Genomic DNA, 24,493 nt, shown 5'->3' with positions numbered 1-24,493 from the left:
GGGAAGTTGCGCGGATCTTCCCTCGTCGACCTCTCCGCCCGGCAAGATCGTGCTCGATCCTGGTTGTAGTGGCATCCCCACGACGCCGAGGCCCCTACTTCCTGGATCCAGCACGATCTTGCGGTGGGCGGGGCACACGGCCCGGCACGGCGTGACGCCGCCCGGCACGGCGTGACGCGGCCCGGCACCGCCCGACGCGGCCCAGCGTGACGCGGCCCGGCGCGGCGCGGCGTGGGGTCAGCGGAGGACTCGGCCGCGCAGGATCGTGCGGGACGGAGCACGAACGACGCGTAGGTCGTGGCGGGGGTCCTCGGGGTAGACGGTCAGGTCGGCGAGGCCGCCCTCGACCAGGCCGGGGAAGCCGAGCCATTCGCGGGCGCCCCAGGACGCGGCGGCGAGCACGTCGATCGGCGCCAGGCCGGCGCGCTCGTGCAGCAGCAGCATCTCCTCGGCGGCCAGCCCGTGGTCGATGCCACCACCGGCGTCGGTGCCCACGTAGATCGGCACGCCCGCCTCGTGCGCGGCCCGCACCACCTCCGGGAAACGGTCGCGCAGCGCGAGCATGTGCTCGGCGTAGCCGGGGAACTTGCCCCGCGCCTGCTCGGCGATGCCCCCGAAGGTGGCGATGTTGATCATTGTGGGGACCAGCGCGGTGCCCTGGCGGGCCATCTCGTCGATCAGGTCGAGGCTCAGCCCGGTGCCGTGCTCCACCGAGTCCACCCCGGCCCGCACCATGATCTCGACGGCCGACTCAGAGAAGGTGTGCACCGCGGCGCGTACCCCGGCGTCGTGCGCGGCCCGTACGGCGGCGGTGAGGGTGTCGGCGTCCCAGGCGGGCGCGAGATCGCCCACGCCCCGGTCGATCCAGTCACCGACCAGCTTCACCCAGCCGTTGCCGGCTCGGGCCTGCGCGGCCACCGTCGCGGCCACCTCGGCCGCGCCGACCTCGACGCCGATGTCACGCAGGTAGCGCTTCGGAGGCGCGACGTGCCGGCCGGCGCGGGCCAGTCGCGGCAGGTCCGGTTCGTCGTCGAGTTCGGGGTACGGGTACGGCGAACCCGCGTCACGGATCGTCAGCACACCGGCGTCCCGGTCCACGCGGGCCAACTCGCGGGCCTGGTCGAGGGAGGTGATCGGGGCGCCACCGCGGGCGATGCCGATGTGGCAGTGCGCGTCGACCAGCCCCGGAAGGACGAACCCGCCGTCGACGACCGTCTCCGCCCCGGGCACCGGGGTGAAGGTCACCCGGTCGCCGACCAGCCAGAGATCCCGGACCTCGTCGTCGGGGAGCAGCACGCCGCGCACATGAAGAGCCATGCGCACAGTCCTACCCGATCACCTCTTTGCCCGTTCGAGGACCTCCTGTCGGCGGCGCGTCCACGCCGGCAGGTCCAGTGTCACCTTCCACGGGCGGTCGATCGTGACGAGGCCATCGGTCTCCACGCTGGGCTCGTAGCCGCCCTTGGGGCTGAGCAGCAGTTCGGTGAAGGTGACCTTCTCCCGCAACGGGTCGATCACCCAGTATGCGGCGACGCCTGCATTGGCGTAGATGCGCACCTTCTCGTGCCGATCACGAATAGTGGAATCGGGCGAGATCACCTCGACCGCGAGGAGAGCGTCCTGCACCGGCACGGGTGACCTGTTGGCCTGCTCGACGCGGATGACCACCACGTCCGGCCGTGGCTCGTTGCGGCGGTCGATCGAGAGCGACTGGTCCATGCTGACGAAGAAGTCGTCCGGGCAGGCGAGTTCCAGGGCGAACATGACTCGACCGCAGATGAACTGGTGCAGCGGCGTGGGGGACGGCACGATCAACCTTCCGTTGATCAGTTCGTACGGAAGGTCCTTCGGCAGATCACCGAGGTCGTCGACCGTCCACTCGTGCCGTTCGGGCAGGATCGGGGCAGCGGTCATGACATCTCCTTCCAAGGGGCGACGTCACCCTAAGCGCCGGAAACGTCGCCCGCCGTCACCGACACGCGTCAGCGCGGGCCCTTGTCGCCACCCTTGCCGAGCTTGTTGAAGTCGATCTTCGGGAGCTTGAAGCCGGGCGGCAGGCCCTGGCCACCCGCGAGGTCGTTCGGGTCCATCCCCGGCGGGAGCTGCGGCATGCCACCCGGGAAGCCGGCCGGCATGCCGGCGCCCGTACGCGGACGACCGCCACCCTTGGTGCCCTTGCGCTTGTTCTTCGGGGACTTCGTCGCCTTGCGCCGGCCACCGCCGGGCAGGCCCATCATGCCGCCCATCTGCTTCATCATCTTCTGCGCGTCGGCGAAGCGGTTGAGCAGCTGGTTGACGTCCATCACGGTGACCCCGGAGCCGTTGGCGATGCGCGCCCGGCGGGAACCGTTGATGATCTTCGGGTTGGTCCGCTCACCCGGGGTCATCGACCGGATGATCGCGGTGACCCGGTCGAAGTGACTGTCGTCCAGCTCGGCGAGCTGGTCCTTCATCTGCCCCATGCCCGGCATCATGGCCAGCACGTTGGCGATCGGACCCATCCGCCGCACCGCGATGAGCTGGTCGAGGAAGTCGTCCAGGGTGAACTGCTCGCCGCCCATCAGCTTGGCGGTCATCTTCTCCTTCTGATCCGAGTCGAAGGCCTGCTCGGCCTGCTCGATCAGAGTGAGGACGTCGCCCATGCCGAGGATCCGGCTGGCCATCCGGTCAGGGTGGAAGACGTCGAAGTCCTCCAGCTTCTCGCCGGTGGACGCGAACAGGATCGGCTGCCCGGTCACCTCGCGCACGGAGAGCGCGGCGCCACCACGGGCGTCGCCGTCGAGCTTGGAGAGCACCACGCCGGTGATGCCGACGCCGTCGCGGAACGCCTCGGCGGTGCGGACGGCGTCCTGACCGACCATCGCGTCGATGACGAAGATGACCTCGTCCGGCGAGACGGCGTCGCGGATGTCGGCGGCCTGCTGCATCATCTCGGCGTCGATGCCGAGGCGGCCGGCGGTGTCGACGATGACGATGTCGCGGGCCGCGCGCTTCGCGTGCTCGATCGAGGCGCGGGCCACCTGCACCGGGTCACCGGTGCCGTTGCCGGGCTCCGGGGCGTACACCTCGACGCCGGCCCGGCCACCGAGCACCTGGAGCTGCCCGACGGCGTTGGGGCGCTGGAGGTCGGCGGCGACCAGCAGCGGCTGGTGCCCCTGGGCCTTGAGCCAGCGGGCCAGCTTGCCGGCGAGGGTGGTCTTACCGGAGCCCTGGAGGCCGGCCAGCATGATCACCGTGGGCGGCTGCTTGGCGAACTGGAGCCGCCGGCCCTCGCCGCCGAGCACCTTGATCAGCTCTTCGTTGACGATCTTGATGATCTGCTGGGCCGGGTTGAGCGCCTGGGAGACCTCGGCGCTGCGGGCGCGCTCCTTGACGGCCGCGATGAAGCCCTTGACCACCGGCAGCGCGACGTCCGCCTCCAGCAGCGCGAGGCGGATCTCGCGCGCGGTGGCGTCGATGTCGGCGTCGGTGAGCCGCCCCTTGCCGCGGAGCTTGGTGAAGATCCCGGACAGGCGGTCACTCAAGGTGTCAAACACACGAACATCCCGTTTGTCAGTGTTCCGGCGGGCACAACGCGGCCGGCACTGCGGAGTCCGGCCACCGCTAGGATAACCGCCCAGCCGCGGGGTTGCTTCCGCCCGGCCCGGCCCGCTTCCCGGGCCTCACCCCGACACCAGACCCGACTGGTACGCGAAGACGACGAGCTGGGCCCGGTCCCGGGCTCCCAGCTTGCCCATCGCCCGGCTGACGTGGGTCCGAGCGGTCGCCGGGCTGACCACCAACCGACCGGCGATCTCCTCGTTGTTCAGTCCCTCACCGACCAGGCCGACGACCTGGCGCTCCCGGTCGGTGAGGGTGTCCAGCCGCGGGTGCGGACGGGGTGCCCTCGACGGCCGGGTGGCGAACTCCCGCACCACCCGCCGGGTCACCGACGGGGACAGCAGCGCCTCTCCCTCGGCGACCAGCCGGATGGCGCGCAGCAGCTCCGGCGGCCGGGTGTCCTTGGTGAGGAACCCGCTCGCGCCGTGCCGCAGCGCGTCGAAGACGTACTCGTCCAGCTCGAAGGTGGTGAGCACCACCACCCGCGTGCCGGTCAGCTCGGGGTCGGCGACGATCCGGCGGGTCGCCTCGATCCCGTCGATGCCGGGCATCCGGATGTCCATCAGCACCACGTCCGGCCGAACCTGGCGGGCCAGCTCCACCGCCCGCAGCCCGTCGGCCGCCTCGCCGGCGAGCGCCAGGTCGTCCTCGCTCTCCACCAGCGCGCGCAGCCCAAGGCGGACCAGATCCTGGTCGTCGGCGATCAGCACCCGGATCACGAGGGCGGCTCCACGGGCAGCCGGGCCCAGACGCGGAATCCGCCGTCCGGGCGCGGTCCGATGGTCAGCCGCCCGCCCAGCGCGGCCACCCGCTCCCGCATACCGGCCAGACCGTGCCCTCCGGTCTGGCCGTCGGCCGCGTCGAACGGGCCGGCGGCGGCGCCGACGCCCCGGTCGGTGACCTCGACGGTCACCTCGTCGGCCCGGTAGCCGACGGTCACCTCCGCGCTGGTCACCCCGGCGTGCCGCAGCACGTTGGTCAGCGCCTCCTGCACCACCCGGTACGCGGCCAGGTCCACCGCCGCCGGCAACTCCCGAGGGTCGCCGTCACGGCGCAGGTCGACGGCGAGACCGGCACCGGCCAACCGTTCGCACAGCGCCGGGAGCCGGGCCAGTCCCGGCACCGGTTCGCGCTCCGCGCCCCGGCGCACCGCGCCCAGCGTGACCCGGAGTTCGTCCAGCGCCTCCCGACTGGTGCGACCGATCGCGGTCAGCGCGACCTCCGCCTGCTCCGGCCGTTTCGGCAGCAGATGGAGGGCGATCTCCGCCTGCATGCTGATCGCGGCCAGCCCGTGCCCCACCACGTCGTGCACCTCCTGAGCGATGCGCAGCCGCTCCTCGTCGGCCTGCCGCCGGGCCTGCTCGACACGATCGCGGGCCTGCTCGGCGCGGCTGCGGGCGGCGGCCTCGCGGTTGACCCGCACGACCACGCCCGCAGCGAAGGGTACGACCGCCCAGGCCGACGCGGGGAGCACTCCGGCCCAGCCCGGCGCCGGCCCCCGGGACCAGAAGACGTGCGCCAGCAGCACCACGAACGCGCCGGCGGTGGCGAGTGCCGCCGGGCGCACCGGCAGCCGCACGGCCACGGTGTACACCGCGATCAGGAAGGTGAGCAGAATCGGCCCGTACGGATAGCCGAGCACCAGGTACGTCGTGGTGGCCACGGTGACCACGACGAGGGTGCTCACCGGGGCGTAGCGGCGGCCGACCAGGGCCAGCGCGGCGACCGCCATGAGCACCCGGCAGAACCCGTCCACCGGCGTCGACCCCGGCTGGTTGACCCCCGCGAGCCCGGTGGCGAGCTGCCCGAACCCGAGCAGCGCCAGGGCGAGCACGGCGTCACCCACCGCGCCCGGCCACGCCCGCCGCCCGTTCCATCGCATGGCCGTCATTCTGCCCGCGCCGACGCCCCCTGACGTGCGTCCACGAGCGGCACCGCCGCTACGCCCCGGGACGTACCCACCCACTCAGACGGCGGCGAGGACGGCGGCCTCCAGGCGGGCCCGGGTGGCGTCGTCCGGCCAGCCACCCACCAGGTAGAAGGCGTCGACCACGTCGGCGCCGAGGGTGGAGATGCGCGCGGCGCGGACCAGGGCTCCCGCCTCGTCGAGCGCGCAGGCGACCCGGTAGAGCAGCCCGGCGGCGTCGGCGGCGCGAAGTTCGAGCAGCACGGCGTCGGTGGCGGCCTCGCGGTGCCAGACGACCCGGGGAGCGGCACCGCTGCCCCGGGCGGCGAGCGCACGGCCGCGCAGCCGTTGGGTGACGGACACGTCGCCGGCGACCGCGCGACGGAGGTCGGCGCGCAGCGGGACCGGGTCGGCCGGCAGGCCGTAGCGGGGTTGCACCCGGCACTCGACAAGGGCCCGGCCATCGACCACGGAGGCGTCCGCGGAGAGCACCTCCAGGCGGTGCAGGGCCAGGCAGCCGGCCACCGTGGCGAGCAGTCCCCGCCGGTCGGCGGCGGCCACCGCCACCCGGTCCCCGGTGAGATGGACGACCGGCAGCGGCCCGGCCAGCAGCGCCGGATCGGGCGCGGGTGGCTCGGGCAGCACGCCGGTGTCCAGGGCGGTACGGACGCGGGCGACCAGCTCGGCGACCAGTCGTCCCTTCCAGTCCGACCAGGCGGCCGGGCCGGTGGCCGCGGCGTCCGCACGGACCAGCGCGTGCAGCAGGTCGAGTGTGCCGGTGTCCCCCACCGCCTCGGCGACCGACGCGATGGTGACCGGGTCGGCGAGGTCCCGGCGGGTGGCCACGTCGGGCAGGAGCAGGTGCAGCCGGACCAGCGTGCCGATCAGCTCGACCTCCGGGCCGGGCAGCCCGACCCGGGTCGCCACCGTCTCGGCGAGCGGCACGCCGACGGTGCTGTGGTCACCGGGCAGGCCCTTGCCGATGTCGTGCAGCAGGGCGCCGAGCAGCAGCAGGTCGGGGCGGTCCACCTCGCGGGCGTGCCGGCTGGCCTCGTGGGCGGCCTGCACGAGGTGCCGGTCCAGGGTGTAGCGGTGCACCGGGTTGTGCTGGGGCAGGCTGCGCAGTCTGGTCCACTCGGGCAGCCAGCCGTCCACCAGCCCGTACCGGTCGCAGGTCTCCCAGGCCGGCACCAGGCCGGGACCGGCGCCCAGCAGCGTGGTCAGCGCGGCCCGGGCCTCGGCCGGCCAGGGCGCGGGCAGCGGGGGGCAGTACGCCGCCAGCCACTCGCAGGTGGCCCGCGCGATCGGCAGCCGGGTCGTGGCCGCGGCGGCGGCCACCCGCAGCGACAGGCTCGGGTCGGGGCGCGCGCCGATCGCCGTCCGGGCCAGCACCAGCTCCCCGTCGTGCTCGACCACGTCCCGGGCCACGGGCCGGCGGACGGGACCGCCGTTCCCGCTCCGGGAGCGGCCGGAGCGCAGCCGGTCGGCGGCGCGGAAGGCGTCGTCGAGGGCGTGGCTGACCGTGCGTGCGTCCCCGGCCACCCGACGCAGGAGGGCGTCGCCGTCCTCCACCCCGAGCAGCGCGGCGACGCCCTCGCGTTCCTGAGCGACCAGCCGGTCGACCCGGCGACCGACCTGCTGGTGCAGGGCGTCGCGGGTGTCCAGCAGGCGCAGGTGGGCGGCGCGGACGGCGGGGCGCAGCGCGTCGGTGATCCCGGCTGCGGAGATGGCGCGCAGCAGCCCGACGTCGCGTAGCCCGCCGGCGGCCTCCTTCAGGTCGCCTTCGAGGAGGAAGGCCAGCTCGCCGTGCGCCTGCCAGCGGGCGACGGTGACCTCCCGCAGGCCCGGCAGATGGCGGACGGCGGTACGCCGCCAGTGATCGGCGGCGGTGCGGATCAGGGCGTCGGCGAGCGCCTGGTCGCCGACCACCAGGCGCGCGTCGAGCAGCCCGAGGGCGACCTTGACGTCGTCCTGGGCCACCGAGAGGGCCTCGGAGACGGTCCGCACCGAGTGGTCCAGGCGCAGGCCGGCGTCCCAGATCGGGTACCAGACCGAGGCCGCCAACTCGTCCGTGCCGGGCACCCCGGCGTGCAGCAGCACCAGGTCGAGGTCGCCGTAGGGGGCACACTGCCGCCGCCCCAACCCCCCGACGGCTATCAGGGCGACCCCGTCGCGCGCCGGCAGCAACCCGCGCAGAAACTCGTCGTACGCGGCCGCCCGGGCCCGGCGGGCGGCCTCCCCGATCCCCCCAGGTACGCCGACGACCTCGTTGATCAAGAGGTTCGCGTCGCCGTCACCGGCGTGCCCTGACGCGTTCTTCTTGATCAACGAGGTCATGTCGTCGTGGCCCGGATCAGAGGGCGTCGAGGCCGCGCTCGCCGGTACGCACCCGGACGACCTCCTCGACACCGGTGACCCACACCTTGCCGTCGCCGATCTTGCCCGTGCGGGCGGCGCCGACGATGGCGTCCACGATCTTTTCCACGTCGATCTCGTCGGTGAGCACCTCGACCCGGATCTTGGGCAGGAACTCGACCGTGTACTCGGCACCCCGGTAGACCTCGGTGTGCCCCTTCTGCCGTCCGTACCCCTGAACCTCGCTGACGGTCAGCCCGGCCACGCCCAGGGCGTGCAGAGCCTCCTTCACCGCGTCCAGCTGGTACGGCTTGATGACCGCGGTCACCAGCTTCATGTCCAACCCCTCCATCCCAGGAACGTTAACCGGCGACCTTGGCGCTGACCGGCTCGGTGGACTCCGCCTCCGGCGTGGCACCGCTCGGCGCTCCGCCACCAGGGGTGCCGATGCCGGCCATCGCGAACGCGCTGCCCGTGCCGCCGCCGGCCGGGGACAGGTCGTAGCTGCTCTCGGCGTGCTCGGCGATGTCGATGCCCTCGACCTCGGCCTCACCCTGGACGCGGAAGCCGATCGTCTTCTCGATGACGAAGGCGAGCACCCAGGCGATGCCGAACGACCAGGCGGTGACGATCAGGCCGGCGAGGGCCTGCCGACCGAGCTGGGTCGCGCCGCCGCCGTAGAACAGGCCGTCGGAGGCGCCCACCACGTCGCTGATCGCGGCGTTGACCGAGTTGGTGGCGAACAGGCCGAGCCAGAGCGAGCCGATCCAGCCACCGACGAAGTGCACGCCGACCACGTCGAGGGAGTCGTCGTAGCCGAGCCGGTACTTGAGGCTTACCGCGAGCGCGCACACGACCCCGGCGACGATGCCGAGCAGGACGGACGCCCAGGGTGCGATGAAACCACAGGCCGGGGTGATCGCGACCAGGCCGGCGACCGCGCCGGACGACGCGCCGACCATGGTCGGCTTGCGGTCCTTGACCCACTCGACCGCGATCCAGCCGAGCACCGCGGCCGCGGTGGCGAGCTGGGTGTTGATGAAAGCGAGACCGGCGACCGAGTCGACGGTCAGTTCCGAGCCGGCGTTGAACCCGAACCACCCGAACCACAGCAGACCGGCGCCGAGCGCGACCAGCGGGATGTTGTGCGGCTTCATGCCCTCGCGGGGCCAGCCGAGCCGCTTGCCGAGCACCAGCGCCACGGCCAGGGCCGCCGCACCGGCGTTGATGTGCACCGCGGTGCCACCGGCGAAGTCCAGTGCGTGGATGTCAGCGCCGATGATGCCGCCGCCCCACACCATGTGGGCGACCGGGAAGTAGACCAGGGTGGCCCAGCCGAAGGCGAACAGCAGCCAGCCGGCGAACTTGGCCCGGTCGGCGATGGCGCCGCTGATCAGCGCGACGGTGATCACCGCGAAGACCATCTGGAACGCCATGAACACGTAGAGCGGAATCCCGATGCCGCTGGGGTTCTCCGCCGTGGCGCCCCACAGGTCGGTCTCGGCGAGGAACGTCTTGGTGCCGAGGTACGCGCCCGGGTCACCCCAGAAGCCGTTCACGTCGGTCCCGAAGGCGACGCTGAAGCCGTAGAACCACCACAGAACAGAGATGAGCCCGATGGCCGAGAAGCTCATCATCATCATGTTGAGTACGCCCTTGGCCCGGTTGAGGCCGCCGTAGAACAGCGCCAGTCCGGGGGTCATGAGCAGCACGAGCGCGGTCGAAACCAGCAGCCACGTGGTATTGGCGCCGTCGATCGTCGGTGCTTCAGGCACGCTGGCCTCCTAAAGGTGAAGTCCTCCTTCGCGGCTTTCCGGGGCAGCGTCGCCCGTAGGCCGGTTGCGCGGAAGCCTCGCGGCCGGCTGTTTCACCCAGGGTCCCGTGCGGGTTTCCGTTTCGTGACGGGTTGTTTCGTACGTGTCACGAAGTCCGCACACCAGGCGGCATGGACAGGGGTTGATCGCCCGGACGGCGGACGTCGATGGCTGACCGGGTGGAGCCATCGACCGACCGCCTTCCGGAACCGACCGGTCGGCGCTCAGCGGAGGGCGTTCTCCAGGGCGTGCCGCTCGTAGTCGAGCAGCCGCAGGTCGCGCATCGGCCGCCGCAGGTGCCCCTTGTGCACGATCCGGACGAACGCCGGCTCACCGGCGGCGGCCATCCGGCGGATGCCCTCGACGTGGTCCACGATCCGCTTGCGGATGGTGCGGATCAGCCGGTGCCGGTCCCGCGGGATCAGCCCGTACGCGTCGGCGAAGAGGCGCAGCCGGCGCGGCCGGTCCGGATGCTTCCAGCCCAGCGTGATCGAGTCCCGGTCGGCGAAGATCGGCACCCACGTCCACGCGGCGTACGCCACGTCGTAGATCCGGGCGCCGGGCGAGGCGAGGTCGAAGTCGATCAGCCCGAGCGTGCCGTCCGGCCGCCAGATCACGTTGTGCGGCGCGGCGTCGTGGTGGCAGATCACCTCGGTGTCCGGTGGCGGGGGCCCGAACGAGCGCCAGACCGCCCCCGGCGGCGGGGCGAAGCCGTACTGCGCGTCGTGGAACATCCGCAGCATGGTGGCGACGGTGACCAGCGCCTCGTCGGTCACCCAGTGCGGGGCGAGCGGGTACTCCCCGCACTCCCCCTCCAGGTACGACAGCACCTCCCGGTTGCGCTCGTCCATCCCGAGCGCCCGGGGGGCGCCGGTGAACCCGACGTACTCCAGGTGGCGCAGCAGGGCGTGCACGGAAGGGGTCCACGGCCCGGCGTTACGACGGACCGTGTCACCGACCCGGACCACGGTGCTCACGTTGCCGCCGTGCAGCGGGATCTCCTGCGAAGTCACGTACGGTCTCCCGAGGCGCTGCGAAGGGTGGCCGGGGTCGCGCCAGCCCGCGTACGCGCGATCGTCAGTGGTCACCCGAGACTACGCGTCCCGTCCGGCGGGCTCGGTGCCCAGCAGCGCGTCGACGAACTGCGCCGGGTCGAACGGGGCGAGATCGTCCTTGCCCTCACCGAGGCCGACGAGCTTCACCGGGATGCCGAGCTTGCGCTGCACGGCGATCACGATGCCGCCCTTCGCGGTGCCGTCGAGCTTGGTCAGCACCAGACCTGTCACGTTGACGACCTCGGTGAACACCCGGGCCTGCTCCAGACCGTTCTGGCCGGTCGTGGCATCGAGGATGAGCAGTGTCTCGTCGATCGGCCCCTGCTTCTCCACCACGCGCTTGACCTTGCCCAGCTCGTCCATCAGACCGACCTTGTTCTGCAGGCGGCCGGCGGTGTCGATGAGCACGGTGTCCACGCCGGTGTCGATACCCCGGCGGACCGCGTCGAACGCGACGCTGGCCGGGTCGGCCGCCTCCGGGCCGCGGACGGTCTCCGCACCGACCCGTTCGCCCCAGGTCTGCAACTGGTCGGCGGCGGCGGCCCGGAAGGTGTCGGCGGCGCCGAGCAGCACGGTCCGGCCGTCGGCGACCAGCACCCGGGCGATCTTGCCGCAGGTGGTGGTCTTGCCGGCGCCGTTGACGCCGACGACCAGCACCACCGCCGGCACGCCGTCCTTCGGGGCGGTCCGCAGCGAACGGTCCATCCCGGGGTCGAGGGCGTTGACCAGTTCGGCCGCGAGCAGCGCGCGCAGTTCACCGGGCGAGCGGGTGCCCAGCACCCGGGTCCGCTCGCGCAGCCGGTCGACGATCTCGCGGGTCGCGTCGACGCCCACGTCGGCGCTGATCAGGCTGTCTTCGATCTCCTCCCAGACGTCCTCGTCGAGGTGGTCGCGGGCGAGCAGGCCAAGCAGTCCCTTGCCGAAGACGTTCTGCGAACGCGACAGCCGCGAGCGGAGTCGGACCAGGCGGCCGGCGGTCGGCTCGGGCACCTCCACGGTCGGGGCGGGCGCCTCGATGACCGGTGGCGGCTCGACCAGGACGCCGGTGGACAGATCAGACTCCGGTGCCTCGACGGGCGGGCCGGCGAGATCCTCCTCGGCGCGGGTGTCGACCTCGGTGCGCGGAAGCGGGGGCTCGGGCCGCCGCCGCAGACGCGGCACGACCAGCCCGACTGTGCCGGCGATCAGCACACCGAGCAGGACCAGAGCGAGGACGAGATATTCGGCCATGCCGGAATCCTGTCAGATGCCGGCGACGGCGTCCCAGCCACCGCACCCGGCCGGCCTCACGAACCGGCGGTAGGCTCGCCGCATGCCCGCCGCACACCTCCTGATCGGCCCACTTCTGCGGCGAGTGGTCGACACCCGGGCGACGATCTGGGTGGAGACCGCCGCGCCCGCCGTGGTCACCGTCCGCACGGCCGACGGCGCCAGCGGCACCGCACCCACCTTCTCGGCGTACGACCACCACTACGCCCTCGTCGTGGTGGAGGGGCTCACCCCGGACAGCACGACGACCTACGAGGTGCTTGTCGACGACGAGCTGGTCTGGCCGGTGGAGAGCAGCGGCTTTCCGCCCAGCGTGATTCGCACCCGGGCGGCCGACGACCGGGACCAGCCGGTCAGCCTGATCTTCGGCTCCTGTCGGGAGACCACTCAGCACGCCACCACCCGCAAGCTGCCGCCGGACGCCCTGGACGCGTACGCCCGCCGGTTGATGGCCGACCCCGAGTCGAACGCGCTGCCCGACCTGTTGGTGCTGCTCGGTGACCAGGTCTACGCCGACGTCACCTCCCCGACCGTGCGGCGGCTGCTGCGCCGACGCCGGCGGCGGCCCAAGGGCGCCCCGGCCGACCAGGTGGTGAGCTTCGACGAGTACACCAAGCTCTATCTGGAGTCGTGGCGCGATCCGGAGATCCGCTGGCTGCTCTCCACCGTGCCGAGCGTGATGATCTTCGACGACCACGAGATCATCGACGACTGGAACACCTCGGCGGCGTGGCGCGCCGAGATGCGCGAGCAGCCGTGGTGGGCCGAACGGATCGGCAGCGGGCTGGCCTCGTACTGGGTCTACCAGCACCTGGGCAACCTCTCCCCGGACGAGATCGCCGCCGACCCGGTCTTCGCCAAGGTCGCCGCCGCGGAGGACGCCACCGGCGTGCTGCGCGATTTCGGACACCGGGTCGACCAGGAGTCCGACCTGGCGCACGACACGGAGCGCTGGCGCGCGGTGCAGTACCAGTGGAGCTACGCGATCGACCTGGGGCGCACCCGGCTGGTCATGCTGGACAACCGGTGCAGCCGGGTGCTCGAGCCGGGCAGCCGGGCGATGCTGCCGCCGGGTGAGTGGTCGTGGTTCCTCGACCAGGCGCACGGGGTCTACGACCACCTGGTGGTCGGCGCGTCGCTGCCCTGGCTGCTGCCGCAGGGCATCCATCACATCGAGGCGTGGAACGAGAAGCTGGCCGACTCGCGCCGGCCGTGGGTGGCCCGGGGGGCCGAGAAGCTGCGCCGGGCACTCGACCTGGAGCACTGGGCGGCGTTCCGACGCTCCTTCGAGGCGCTCGGGGAGACCTTCGCCCGGATCGGCACCGGCACCCCGAAACAGTCCGGCGCCCGGGTCGGCGCCGGACCGGCGTACGCCCCACCGGCGTCGATCAGCGTGCTCTCCGGGGACGTGCACCACTCGTACGTGGCCCGGGCCCGGTTCGCCGACCCGGCGGTGGTCACCCCGGTGCACCAGCTCACCTGCTCGCCGATCCACAACCAGGTGCCGGCCGGCATCCGTCCGCTGATGCGGCTGGGCTGGTCGTCCGGGCCGGCGGGTGCCACGCGGGCGCTGGCCCGCTCGGCGGGTGTCCGACGCCCGGGGGTGCGCTGGCGCAAGCTGGCCGGTCCCTACTTCGGCAATGCCGTCGCCACCCTGACCCACCGGGGCCGGCGGGCCGAGGTGACCATCGAGGGCACCACGAGCGACGGGCACCTACGGCCGGTGATGAGCCGCCGCCTGTCCGGCGACGACTGACCGGGCCTCGCCGTACTCTCTAGCCCGTGGACGAGCACCTGCCGGAGCCGATCCGGGTTGTCGAGCACGAGCTGACGGCGTTGCTGCGCCGGGGACGGGCGGTTTCGTGGGAAATCGCCCGGGAGGTGCACCCGACCCTCGAACCGAACACGTACGGGCTGCTGCTCTGGTTAAGGCGCAGTGGATCGATCCGGTTGACCGAGCTGGCGGCGCGGCTCGGCGTGGGCAAGGGCACGCTGAGCCGGCAGATCAACGGGCTGGAAGCGCTCGGTCTGGTGCACCGCGACCCCGACCCGAGCGACCGGCGGGCGGCGCAGATCAGCCTCACCGAGGAGGGCCAGCGCCGGTTCGACGTCGCCCGGTCCGCCCGCCTGGGCGAGTTCCTGCGTGCCCTGGACGACTGGCCGGCCCGGGACGTCGAGGAGTTCGCCCGGCTGCTCGGCCGGTTCAACGATTCCTGGAGATGACCTCCGACGGTGGGAATGCGGCCACCGTGCGCCCAGTTGTTGCTTGAGGCAACCGAACCGTACGGTTGCTTCAGGCAACTCCCAGGCGGGACCCGCGGTGCGGCCCGCCGCCCACCACCTCTACTCCGCTCGGAGGCAGTAAACGATGAGCCAGGCGACAGCGTCCCGGGCGCCCGCCGTCGACATGACCCACCGGCAGATCCTGGAGGCTCTCTCCGGCCTGCTGCTGGGCATGTTCGTCGCGATCCTCTCCTCCACGGTCGTCTCGAACGCGCTGCCGCGCATCATCACCGAGCTGCACGGCGGCCAGTCCGCGTACACCTGGGTGGTCACCTCGGCTCTGCTCGCGACCACCGCGACCACCCCCATCTGGGGCAAACTCGCCGACCTGACCAGCAAGAAGACGCTGGTCCAGCTCGCCCTGGGGATCTACGTCCTCGGGTCGGTGCTGGCCGGCGCCGCCCAGGGCACCGGCGAGCTGATCGCGTGTCGGGTGCTCCAGGGCGTCGGCGCCGGCGGCCTCACCGCCCTGGCCCAGGTGATCATGGCGACGATGATCGCGCCGCGCGAGCGGGGCCGCTACAGCGGCTACCTCGGCGCCGTGATGGCCGTCGGCACCATCGGCGGACCGCTGATCGGCGGCGTGATCGTCGACACCTCGTGGCTCGGCTGGCGCTGGTGCTTCTACGTCGGCGTGCCGTTCGCCATCGCCGCGCTGGTCGTGCTCCAGAAGACCCTGAAACTGCCGGTGGTCAAGCGCAAGGCGCAGATCGACTGGTGGGGCGCCACCCTGATCACCGCGGCCGTGTCGGTGCTGCTGATCTGGGTCTCCCTCGCCGGCGACAAGTTCGCCTGGGCCTCCTGGCAGTCCGTCGCCATGGTCCTCGGCGCTCTGCTCCTCGGCGCGCTCGCCATCCGGGTGGAGACCCGGGCCGCCGAGCCGATGATTCCGCCGCGGCTGTTCCGCAACCGCACGATCAGCCTCGCCGTCGTCGCCAGCATCGCGGTGGGCGTGGGCATGTTCGGCGCGTCGATCTTCCTCGGCCAGTACTTCCAGATCAGCCGGGGCGAGACCCCGACCATGTCCGGCCTGATGACCCTGCCGATGATCCTCGGCCTGCTGGTCGCCTCGACGGTGGGTGGACGGATCATCACGAGGACCGGCCGCTGGAAGCGGTTCCTGGTGCTCGGCTCGGCGCTGCTCACCGTCGGCTTCGCGCTCATGGGCACGCTGCGCGCGGACACCAGTTTCACCCTGCTCAGCGTCTACATGGTGCTGATCGGCGTCGGCCTGGGCCTGACCATGCAGAACCTCGTGCTCGCCGTGCAGAACACCGTCGGCCCGCACGAGCTGGGTGCCGCCAGCTCCGTGGTGGCGTTCTTCCGCAGTCTGGGCGGCGCGATCGGCGTCTCGGCCCTCGGCGCGGTGCTCGCCCACAAGGTCAAGGACTACACCGCCGACGGGCTGTCCCAGCTCGGCATCCGGGCGTCCAGCTCCGGCAGCGGCGGCACCCTGCCTGACGTGCACACCCTGCCCGGTCCGCTGCGAGCGGTGGTGGAGAGCGCGTACGGCCACGGCGCCGGCGACATCTTCCTGGCCGCCGCTCCCTTCGCGCTGATCGCGCTGATCGCGGTGAGCTTCATCAAGGAGGTGCCGCTGCGGCAGCACAACGGCAGCCCGGTTTCCGATGCGGTCGACGGGGAATCGAACCTCGTCTCCGGCGCGGTCCAGACCGGCGAGCAGAGGTGAGGTAGAGCCATGAGCGTGGGAGCGCCGGACCGCGAGGAGTACGGCCCTCGGATCAGCCCGCTGCCCTTCGAGCGGGGCACGGACGGCCCGCGGGTGGTCATGGTGGGGGTGGACGGCACCCGTACCTCCGGGCGGGCCGGCGCCTACGCCGCCGGGCTGGCCCGCCGGCAGGGCGCCGCCCTGGTGGTGGTCTTCGTCAGCTCGGCGAGCGGGCTCACCGCCCTGGTGCCCGGCATGGACGCCGGCGCGGTCCAGCGCACGTACGACGAGTTGGCCGACGAGCTGCGCCGGGAGTGCCGGCGTGGGGCCGAGCAGTTGGGCATCCCGGTGACCTTCCTGTGCCGGCGCGGCGACGCGTACGCCGAACTGTGCGCGGCGGCCGACGAGTTCCAGGCCGACATGGTGGTGGTGGGCGCGTCCGAGCAGGCCGGTCACCGGCTGGTCGGCTCGGTCGCCACCCGGCTGGTCCGCAAGGGTCACTGGCCCGTCGTCGTGGTGCCCTGAATAACCCGTCGCGTCAGGTCAGTGTGCCGGGCAGGATGCGCGCCATGACGTGGATCGCACCGGAGATCACCCGGAACCCGGAACCGTACGTCGGCGACGAGCGCACCATGCTCGACGGCTGGCTCGACTACCACCGGCAGACACTGCTGCTCAAGTGCGCAGGTCTCACCGAGGAGCAGTTGCGCACTCCGAGCGTCGAGCCGTCCGGGCTGACCCTGCTCGGCCTCGTCCGGCACCTCGCCGAGGTGGAGGCGTGGTGGTTCCGGGAGAACTTCGCCGGCGAGCGCGTCGACTACCCGTACTTCACGCCGGAGAACCCGGACGCCGACCACGACGTGAGCGCCGCCGACGCCGAGGCGGACTTCGCCATTTTCTACCGCGAGGTGGCCCTGGCCCGCGCGGCCGCCGCCGGGCACTCGCTCGACGAGACGTTCACCGAGGTCAGCGCGAAGAAGCGCACGTTCAACCTGCGCTGGGTGTACGTGCACATGATCGAGGAGTACGCCCGGCACAACGGCCACGCCGACCTGATCCGGGAACGCATCGACGGCGTCACCGGCGAGTGAACAGGCCCGGTCAACCGGTTCCGGCACCGTACGGTAGAACGGTCACCCTCGGTCACCTCCGCCGGGGCGGATGCGGTGGTGAGCGGTATACCTCAGAGACATATTTATGTCTCTGAGGTATACCGCTTGTCAGCATGTCGGCCTCGCGGGTCAGCCGAGGCGCCCCTCCTACCGCACCGCTCAGTAGTCCAGGGCCGCCCGCAGGTAGCGCAGGTCGGCGTGGCCGCCCCAGCGGTGCGCCGACAGCCCGGCGGACCGGGCGCCCCGCACGGCCCAGTCCTCGTCGTCGACGAAGAGCACCCGGGCCGGCGGGGTGGCCAGCGCCTGGCAGGCGGCCTGGAAGTACTCCGGTGCCGGCTTGTGCACGCCGAGCGTGGACGAGTTGACCACCACGTCGAACTCGCCGACCAGGCCGAGCGCGGTGAGGTCGGCGTCGAGCAGGTCGGTGGCGTTGGTGCCCAGGCCGACGGGAATGCCGGCGGCGCGCACTTCCCGGACGAAGTCGAGCACCTCGGTGTCCACCTCACCCCGGTAGCGCTGCCACTGCTCGACGGCCGCGCGGGCCCGCTCCGGCCCGCCGGCCGGCTCGGCGAGCGCGTCGGCCACGCTGCTCACCCACTCGGCGTGACTGACCTGGCCGGTGAGCACCGGCTGGAGCCGCCCCCACTGCATGGCGATGTCGCCGAGCACCCCCTCGGCGAGGCCGTACTCTCGCTCGACATCGGCGGCCACCGCCGGGTCCCACCGGCGCAGTACGCCGTCGAAGTCCAGCAGGAGCGCCGTCGCGCGTTCCCGAGCCACTACCCGTTCTCCTCGCCGCGGCCGGGCCGCTGGTCGTCCTCGTCGGCCCGGTTGAGCCGTTGACTGATCACCTGGGTGACCCCGCTGCGCATGGTCACCCCGTAGAGCGCGTCGGCGATCTCCATCGTCCGCTTCTGGTGCGTGATGACGATCAGCTGGCTCTTCTCCCGCAACTGTGCCAGCAACGTGATCAGCCGACCCAGGTTCACGTCGTCCAGGGCCGCTTCCACCTCGTCCATGATGTAGAACGGGCTCGGCCGGGCGCGGAAGATCGCCACCAGCATGGCCACCGCGGTCAGCGACCGCTCGCCACCGGAGAGCAGCGACAGCCGCTTGATCTTCTTGCCCGGCGGTCGGGCCTCGACCTCGACGCCGGTGGTCAGCAGGTCCTCGGGGTCGGTGAGGATCAGCCGACCCTCGCCGCCGGGGAAGAGCACCGTGAACACCTGCTCGAACTCCCGGGCCGTGTCCTCGAACGCGCTGGCGAAGACCTCCAGAATCCGCTCGTCCACGTCCTTCACGACGGTGAGCAGGTCCCGCCGGGTCGCCTTGAGGTCCTCCAACTGCTCGGAGAGGAACTTGAAGCGCTCCTCCAGCGCGGCGAACTCCTCCAACGCGAGCGGATTGACCTTGCCGAGCAGGGCCAGTTCGCGTTCCGCCTTGGCGGCCCGCTTCTCCTGCACCGGCCGCTCGTAGCGGACCGGCTCGGGCACCGGCAGACCGTCACGCTCGGCCGCCGCCACGTCCGCCTGGGTGGGCGGAACGGGCTGGGTGGGGCCGTACTCGGCGACCAGCGTCTCCACGTCCAGCCCGAAGTCCTCGGCGGCCTTCGCCTCCAGCTGCTCGATGCGCAGGCGCTGCTCCGCGCGGGCCACCTCGTCGCGGTGCACCTGGCTGGTCAGCCGCTCCAGCTCCGCGCCGAGCCGCTTGGCTGCCCCGCGTACCTCCTGGAGCTCGGCCTCGCGGGCGGCGCGCTCCCGCGCGACGGCGTCGCGGTGCTCCTCGGCCGCCGCGATCGACGTGGTGAGTCGGGTGAGCGCCTCCCGGGCGCCGCCGGCGACGGCCCGGGCGATGCCCGCGCCCCGGGTGCGCGCGGCCCGCCGGGCCGCGGCGCGTTCGCGGGCGGCCCGCTCCGCGGTGGCCTGCCGGGCGAGGGAGTCGGCCCGGCCGGCGATCGAGGAGACCCGCTCCTCGGCGGTACGCACGGCGAGCCGGACCTCCATCTCGTTCTGCCGGGCCTGCGGCACCATGGCGGCGAGCTGATCCCGCTCCTCGGTGGAGGGCTCGGCGTCGACCGGGGTCTCCTCGGCCAGCCGCAGCCGCTCCTCCAGCTCGTCGAGCGTGTCGAGGTCCCGCTGCCGGGCCGCCTCGGCGCGGGCCCGGGACTCACCCAGCCGGTCGGTCTCCGCCTTGGCCGAGCGGGCGGCCGCGCCCAGCTCGGCGAGCCGGCGGGCGGCGGCGTTGCGGTGGCTCTCCGCTTCGCGCTTCTCGGCGGCGGCGTGCTGCACGGCCTCCTTGGCGGCGGCCACCTCGGCACGCGCCTCGACGAGCTGGTCGCGCAGCTCGGCGCCGGCCCGTTCAGCGGCGAGCCGATTGGTGCGGGCCTCCTCGACGGCCGCCTGCACCTCGATGTAGCTGGGCGCCTTGGCCGACCCGCCGGCCGCCGCGTACGCCCCGACCACGTCCCCGTCCGGGGTGACGGCCCGCAGCTCGGGGTTGCCGGCGACCAGCTCGGCCGCGGCGGCGAGGTCGTCGACGAGCGCCACGTCGCGCAGCGCCCGGTGCACCGCCGGACGAATGTCGGGCGTGCACTCCACCAGGTCGGGGGCCCAGCGGGCGCCGTCGGGCAGCTTCGGGCGCAGCGCGTCGGCCGAGCCCGTCATGCCGGGCCCCGCCGGGCTGCCGACCAGCAGGCCCGCGCGACCGGCGTCGGAGATCTTCAACAGCCGCATCGCCTCGACGGCCTCGTCCACCCCGCTGACGGCGACCGCGTCGGCGAGTCCCCCGAGCGCGGCGGCCAGCGCGGCCTCGTGCCCCGGCGCGACGGTGAGCAGCCCGGCGAGACTACCGAGCAGGCCGGGCACGTCGCCGGCGCGGGCGAGCAGCGCTCCCGCGCCGTCCTTGCGCCGCAGCCCCAGGGCGAGCGCCTCCTCGCGGGCCTTCCAGGTGGCGGCGTCCTTCTCGGCGGCCCGCTCGGCGTCGGTAAGCGACCGGACCGTTGCCTGCGCCCGGTCCTGGACGGCGACCGCCTCGGCGTGCCGGGCGTCCAGGTCGGCGTTGTCCCGGTCCGCCTCGGTGGACTGCGCGGCCACCGCGTCCAGGTCGGCCTGCGCCTGCTCGGCGCGGCCCAGCGCGTCGGCGTGCGCGACGGCGAGGCGTTCGATCTCCTCACCGGCGCTCGTGGTCCGGGCTCGTGCCGAGTTGACCTGGCCGGTGAGCCGGGCCATGCCCTCGCGCCGGTCGGCGATGGCCTTGGCGGCGGCCACCAGCTCCCGCTCGGCGGCGGCGAGCTGCCGTTCCAGCTCCTGGCGGTGCTCGACCGCCTCGGCCAGCCTGATCTGGTCGTCGGTGAGCGCCGCGCGCAGCTCCTCCTCCTGCTCACGGACGCGTTCCGCCTCGGCCTCCAGCTGGTCGGGGTCGCGGCCGGGCCGCTCGTCGTCGCCGGTGGCGCTGAGGTGCCGCAGCCGCTCGCGGGCCAGTTGCTCGATCGAGCGGAAGCGTTCCTGCAGGGCGGAGAGCTTGTACCAGGTGTCCTGCGCGGCGGCGAGCAGCGGCGCGTCCTCGGCGAGGGCGCCCTCCAACTCGCCGAGCCGGCCCTGCACCTCGGTGTGCTCGCCCTCGATCTGCTCGCGTCGCTCCCGCAACGCGGTCTCGTCGGCGATCTCCCGGTCGAGGGTGGTCCGCAGCGTGGCCAGGTCGTCAGCGAGCAGTCGCAACCGGGCGTCGCGCAGGTTGGCCTGGATGGTGGCGGCACGCCGGGCCACCTCCGCCTGCCGGCCCAGCGGCTTGAGCTGGCGGCGCAACTCGGCCGTGAGGTCGGTGAGCCGGTTGAGGTTCACCTGCATCGCGTCGAGCTTGCGCAGCGCCTTTTCCTTGCGCTTGCGGTGCTTGAGGACGCCGGCCGCCTCCTCGATGAACGCCCGGCGGTCCTCCGGCTTGGCGTGCAGCATGCCGTCGAGGCGGCCCTGCCCGACGATGATGTGCATCTCCCGGCCGATGCCGGAGTCGGACAGCAGCTCCTGGATGTCGAGCAACCGGCAGGTGTTGCCGTTGATCTCGTACTCACTCTCGCCGGAGCGGAACATCCGGCGGGTGATGGAGACCTCGGTGTACTCGATCGGCAGCGCGCCGTCGGTGTTGTCGATGGTGAGGGTGACCTCGGCGCGACCCAGCGGCGCCCGGCCGGCGGTGCCGGCGAAGATGACGTCCTCCATCTTGCCGCCACGCAGGGCCTTGGCGCCCTGCTCGCCGAGGACCCAGGCGATGGCGTCGACGACGTTGGACTTGCCCGAGCCGTTCGGGCCCACCACACAGGTGATCCCCGGCTCCAGCTTCAACGTCGTGGCGGAGGCGAAGGATTTGAAGCCCTTCACCGTCAGGCTCTTGAGATACACCTACTCGATCCTCGTCCGGTGGCCGCCGTACCGTCGCCGGCTGCGCGGACCTGGGTGAACCCGCAGACTAACCCGATGGCGGGACCGACCCGGCACGCGACCCGCCCCGGGTGGTCCCGGCGGGCGGCGCGGACGGTGACCGCGGGCCGACCGCGCTGGTGTAACGGCAGGGCCGAGAAAGACAAACAACGCTCATGATCGGCCCGCCGCCCGGCTTGTTTCGGTGAAACTGTGCTGCGGTTATCACGGAGCCGGTTACAAGATCACAAATGGTCGGGCACGAAAGGTGCCGGACAGCGTTGCGCGCCGGCACAGAGGTGTCGGCGCGCATTTTTGCGGTGGTGCTGCGATTCAGTTTTCCGCCCCGAAGATCAGGTCAGCGCCGGCTCGGCGAGACGGAGCAGGTCGTCCGCTTCCGCCGCAGCCGCCGCGAGCCGATCATTGTCGGCACGCAGACGCGTGATCTCGAACTCCAGTGCCTGAACCCTGGCACGCAGTCGGGTGACCTCGTCGAGCAGACGCCGGTCGGGCGCTGCACCTACGTGGCCGTAGAGGGCCTTCGCCATGCTGACTCCTTGATATGCGCTGCCGGAAAGGCCGGCCAACGCGCGCCCAATTTTGTACGCGGCTGTCATTCCAGGTGTATCTGGGCATGACCGGGCGCGACTGGCGACACCTATATATTGAGCCGCAAACCCCTCCTCCGTCAAGTTCTCGCAGGCCGTAGATCATCTCCACGTCGACCTGTCCACTTGTCGGGGGGCTGCCGCAAGGCACGGACACGCTCTGTCCGGACTCCTTTACTGTACGCCGGGATTCGGGGAAGTCAGCGCCTGGACGTCCGACTTCCTCTTAACTCTTCCTTAGCCACGTTGCCGCAGGTCGCGGGCGAGTCGTAGCGTCACCCCGGCCCGCAACCGACCCCGTGGAGGCAGAGCCGTGTACGGCTGGACCGACCCGATGGACCCGAACGGCGCCCCCCGGCGCGCCGAGCGGCCGACCGACGAGCCGGACTGGCTGCGCGACCGTCCGGAGCCCCGCTCGACCTACCTGTTCGGCGACGACCCCGACCAGCCCGGCGACGAGTGGCACCGCGCGGAGCCCACCGCCCGCTGGCAGCCCGCGCCCGTGGAGGCACCGACCACCGAATGGCCGGGCCTCGGACGAGGTGAGGAAGCGACCGGCGGCTGGCACGACGACGCCCGGCCCACCGAGGTCAGCGACGGCTGGCGTACCGAGTCCGACGCGGAGACCACCGGCGGCTGGAGCACGGAGGCCGCCGGCAACGGACGGACCGGCAGCGGACGGCACCGCTCACCCCGGCGCTGGCGTCGTCCGCTGATGATCGGCGGCGCCGCCGCGGCAGCCACCCTCGTGGTGAGCGTCGGCGTCGGCGCGCTCGCGATGCCCGGCGGGAACGGCCCGACCGACGAGCCGGCAGGTGACGCCCTGGTCGCCCCCTCCCCGACCAGCTCGCCCAGCCCGGCACGGCCGAGCCCGTCGCCGAGCAAGGTGGTCAAGCCCACCCCGGCCGCGTCGCGGACCACCGCCACGTCCCGGCGCAGCGCCGAGCGCAGCAAGGCCCCGAGCAGCACCAGCGGCTCCGGAGGCGGCAGCGGCACCGTCAGCGCCCAGGCCCAGGAGGTGGTGGACCTGGTCAACGCCGAGCGGGCCAAGGCCGGCTGCAAGGCGCTGAGCGTCGACGACAAGCTGATGACCGCCGCGCAGCGGCACAGCCAGGACCAGGCCGACCACCAGAACATGTCGCACACCGGCAGCGACGGCAGCAACACCGGCGTCCGGCTGGGCCGCGTCGGCTACGCCTGGCGCACCTACGGCGAGAACGTGGCGTGGAACCAGAAGACGCCGGCCGCCGTGATGGACGCCTGGATGAACAGCTCGGGGCACCGGGCCAACATCCTCAACTGCGCGTTCACCGAGATCGGCGTCGGCATCGCCAGCAGCAACGGGCCGTACTGGACGCAGGTCTTCGCGGCGCCGCGCTGAGGGCGCGTCGCCCACGCCCCCGCGCTCGTTGGACCCGGTGAGGCACGCCGGACCGGACGTGGGGGCGGCGTGCCGGTGTGGGCGGCGACCAGCCGCCCAGGACCCGGGAGCTGCCGATGCGGATCCGGCTGCGGCGACGTGCCGTCGCACGCCCGCTGCGCAGGATCGTGTCGGCCGGTGTCGCGCTCATCCTGGTGGTGCCGGCGTACGGGTGCCGCCGCGAGCTGATCCCGCCGGGCGCGCCCACCCCGTGGCCGGCCACCCAGGCCCGTCACTGGCAGTGGCAGTGGCAACTCGACGGCCCGCTCGACCCGACGGTGGACGCCGACGTCTTCCTGCTCGACCCGGTGGCCACCACCGCCGCGCAGACGGCCGAACTACGCGCCCGTGACCGACGGCTGATCTGCCAGGTGCCCGTCGGCTCGCTGCGCTCGACCGACCCGGACGCCAGCCGGGTGCCCGCCGCCGTGCAGGGTGCGGCCGGCCCACAGCCCGGCAGCCGGTGGCTGGACGTACGGGGGTGGGACGCGTTGGAGCCGGTGCTGGCCGACCGGTTCCGGCTGTGCCGGGGCAAGGGCTTCGGCGCGGTCGCCCTCTCCGACGCCGACGGGTACGTCCACCGCAGCGGCTTCCCCCTCGGCTTCGACGACCAACTGCTGTTCAACCGCCGGCTGGCCCAGCTGGCCCGCACACTGGACCTCTCCCCCGGGCTGGTCAACGACGTGCCGCAGCTCGCGGCGCTGGCGCCGGACTTCGACTTCGTGGTCAACGAGGAGTGCGTCCGGCTGGACCAGTGCGCCAAGCTGCTGCCGTTCGTGGACGCGGGCAAGCCGGTCTTCCACGTCGAGTACACCGGGTCGACCGACGACTTCTGCGTCACCACGGTCGGCTACGGCTTCGCGTCGATACGCAAGGACCGGGCGTTGGACGCCTGGCGGGAACCCTGCGCGCTGCCGTGACGCCCGATCGCGCTGGGGGTGCAGACGGTCGGTGTCGCCCGGACGGCACGTGCCGGGCCGCGAGTCGCGG

The 24,493-nt window shown here is 72.6% G+C and carries 20 protein-coding genes; 7 read left to right on the top strand and 13 right to left on the bottom strand.

Annotation, left to right across the window (positions count from 1 at the left end; translation table 11 throughout):
* Positions 1–237 precede the first annotated feature (237 nt).
* The 10 genes from ABZT87_RS03555 to ftsY all read right to left on the bottom strand — a co-directional run bounded on the left by ABZT87_RS03555 (position 238) and on the right by ftsY (position 11,960).
* Positions 238–1,317 (bottom strand): amidohydrolase family protein, encoded by a 1,080-nt coding sequence (locus ABZT87_RS03555; protein WP_355133363.1) that lies wholly within the window; start codon positions 1,315–1,317, stop codon positions 238–240.
* Positions 1,318–1,335: 18 nt separating this feature from the next.
* A complete protein-coding gene (locus ABZT87_RS03550; RefSeq protein WP_354856403.1) occupies positions 1,336–1,914 on the bottom strand; it encodes a Uma2 family endonuclease in 579 nt (192 codons plus the stop codon).
* A gap of 68 nt (positions 1,915–1,982) precedes the next feature.
* Positions 1,983–3,536 (bottom strand): signal recognition particle protein, encoded by a 1,554-nt coding sequence (gene ffh / locus ABZT87_RS03545; RefSeq protein ID WP_354856405.1) that lies wholly within the window; start codon positions 3,534–3,536, stop codon positions 1,983–1,985.
* A 126-nt stretch (positions 3,537–3,662) separates the two neighbouring features.
* A complete protein-coding gene (locus ABZT87_RS03540; protein ID WP_355133361.1) occupies positions 3,663–4,319 on the bottom strand; it encodes a response regulator transcription factor in 657 nt (218 codons plus the stop codon).
* Positions 4,316–5,482 (bottom strand): sensor histidine kinase, encoded by a 1,167-nt coding sequence (locus ABZT87_RS03535; RefSeq protein ID WP_355133359.1) that lies wholly within the window; start codon positions 5,480–5,482, stop codon positions 4,316–4,318. The genes ABZT87_RS03540 and ABZT87_RS03535 overlap by 4 nt, the downstream gene beginning before the upstream one ends.
* An 84-nt stretch (positions 5,483–5,566) precedes the next feature.
* Entirely contained in the window at positions 5,567–7,843 is a 2,277-nt protein-coding gene (locus ABZT87_RS03530; protein WP_355133357.1) for a [protein-PII] uridylyltransferase, read from the bottom strand.
* Positions 7,844–7,859: 16 nt separating this feature from the next.
* On the bottom strand, positions 7,860–8,198 hold the full coding sequence (locus ABZT87_RS03525; protein ID WP_007456507.1) for a P-II family nitrogen regulator: 339 nt from the start codon (positions 8,196–8,198) through the stop codon (positions 7,860–7,862).
* A 25-nt stretch (positions 8,199–8,223) separates the two neighbouring features.
* Positions 8,224–9,636, bottom strand: a complete 1,413-nt coding sequence (locus ABZT87_RS03520; RefSeq protein ID WP_354856412.1) for an ammonium transporter — start codon at positions 9,634–9,636, stop codon at positions 8,224–8,226.
* 263 nt (positions 9,637–9,899) lie between these two features.
* Positions 9,900–10,763, bottom strand: coding sequence for an aminoglycoside phosphotransferase family protein (locus ABZT87_RS03515; protein WP_234590129.1), 864 nt, complete (start codon positions 10,761–10,763; stop codon positions 9,900–9,902).
* Between the two features lie 6 nt (positions 10,764–10,769).
* Entirely contained in the window at positions 10,770–11,960 is a 1,191-nt protein-coding gene (gene ftsY, locus ABZT87_RS03510) for a signal recognition particle-docking protein FtsY (protein WP_354856414.1), read from the bottom strand.
* A gap of 82 nt (positions 11,961–12,042) precedes the next feature.
* Here ftsY and ABZT87_RS03505 point away from each other — a divergent pair, with 82 nt between their 5' ends.
* From ABZT87_RS03505 to ABZT87_RS03485, 5 genes are all read left to right on the top strand, one after another.
* Entirely contained in the window at positions 12,043–13,755 is a 1,713-nt protein-coding gene (locus ABZT87_RS03505) for an alkaline phosphatase D family protein (protein ID WP_355133355.1), read from the top strand.
* A 26-nt stretch (positions 13,756–13,781) separates the two neighbouring features.
* Entirely contained in the window at positions 13,782–14,222 is a 441-nt protein-coding gene (locus ABZT87_RS03500) for a MarR family transcriptional regulator (RefSeq protein ID WP_355133353.1), read from the top strand.
* A gap of 145 nt (positions 14,223–14,367) precedes the next feature.
* Complete coding sequence (locus tag ABZT87_RS03495; RefSeq protein ID WP_355067835.1) at positions 14,368–15,972, top strand: MDR family MFS transporter; 1,605 nt, start codon at positions 14,368–14,370, stop codon at positions 15,970–15,972.
* Positions 15,973–15,981: 9 nt separating this feature from the next.
* Positions 15,982–16,476: a universal stress protein gene (locus ABZT87_RS03490; RefSeq protein ID WP_354856421.1), complete on the top strand. Its 495-nt coding sequence runs from the start codon at positions 15,982–15,984 to the stop codon at positions 16,474–16,476.
* 44 nt (positions 16,477–16,520) lie between these two features.
* Positions 16,521–17,042, top strand: coding sequence for a DinB family protein (locus tag ABZT87_RS03485; RefSeq protein WP_355133350.1), 522 nt, complete (start codon positions 16,521–16,523; stop codon positions 17,040–17,042).
* Between the two features lie 180 nt (positions 17,043–17,222).
* Here the strand turns inward: ABZT87_RS03485 and ABZT87_RS03480 are convergent, their stop codons facing one another.
* The 3 genes from ABZT87_RS03480 to ABZT87_RS03470 all read right to left on the bottom strand — a co-directional run bounded on the left by ABZT87_RS03480 (position 17,223) and on the right by ABZT87_RS03470 (position 22,023).
* On the bottom strand, positions 17,223–17,843 hold the full coding sequence (locus tag ABZT87_RS03480; protein WP_355133348.1) for an HAD-IA family hydrolase: 621 nt from the start codon (positions 17,841–17,843) through the stop codon (positions 17,223–17,225).
* Entirely contained in the window at positions 17,843–21,457 is a 3,615-nt protein-coding gene (gene smc / locus ABZT87_RS03475; protein ID WP_355133347.1) for a chromosome segregation protein SMC, read from the bottom strand. Before smc ends, ABZT87_RS03480 begins: the two co-directional genes overlap by 1 nt.
* 371 nt (positions 21,458–21,828) lie before the next feature.
* Positions 21,829–22,023 carry a hypothetical protein gene (locus ABZT87_RS03470; RefSeq protein WP_007456482.1) on the bottom strand — a complete coding sequence of 65 codons (195 nt, stop codon included), beginning with the start codon at positions 22,021–22,023 and terminating at the stop codon, positions 21,829–21,831.
* Between the two features lie 394 nt (positions 22,024–22,417).
* Between ABZT87_RS03470 and ABZT87_RS03465 the strand changes: the two genes are divergently transcribed.
* Both ABZT87_RS03465 and ABZT87_RS03460 read left to right on the top strand, forming a co-directional pair.
* A complete protein-coding gene (locus ABZT87_RS03465) occupies positions 22,418–23,464 on the top strand; it encodes a CAP domain-containing protein (RefSeq protein WP_355067027.1) in 1,047 nt (348 codons plus the stop codon).
* Positions 23,465–23,580: 116 nt separating this feature from the next.
* Positions 23,581–24,423: an endo alpha-1,4 polygalactosaminidase gene (locus ABZT87_RS03460; protein WP_354856428.1), complete on the top strand. Its 843-nt coding sequence runs from the start codon at positions 23,581–23,583 to the stop codon at positions 24,421–24,423.
* Positions 24,424–24,493 lie beyond the last annotated feature (70 nt).

The sequence above is a fragment of the Micromonospora sp. NPDC005237 genome, from assembly GCF_040607775.1.
Lineage (GTDB): Bacteria > Actinomycetota > Actinomycetes > Mycobacteriales > Micromonosporaceae > Micromonospora.
This window is presented reverse-complemented; position numbering and strand designations above follow the sequence as displayed.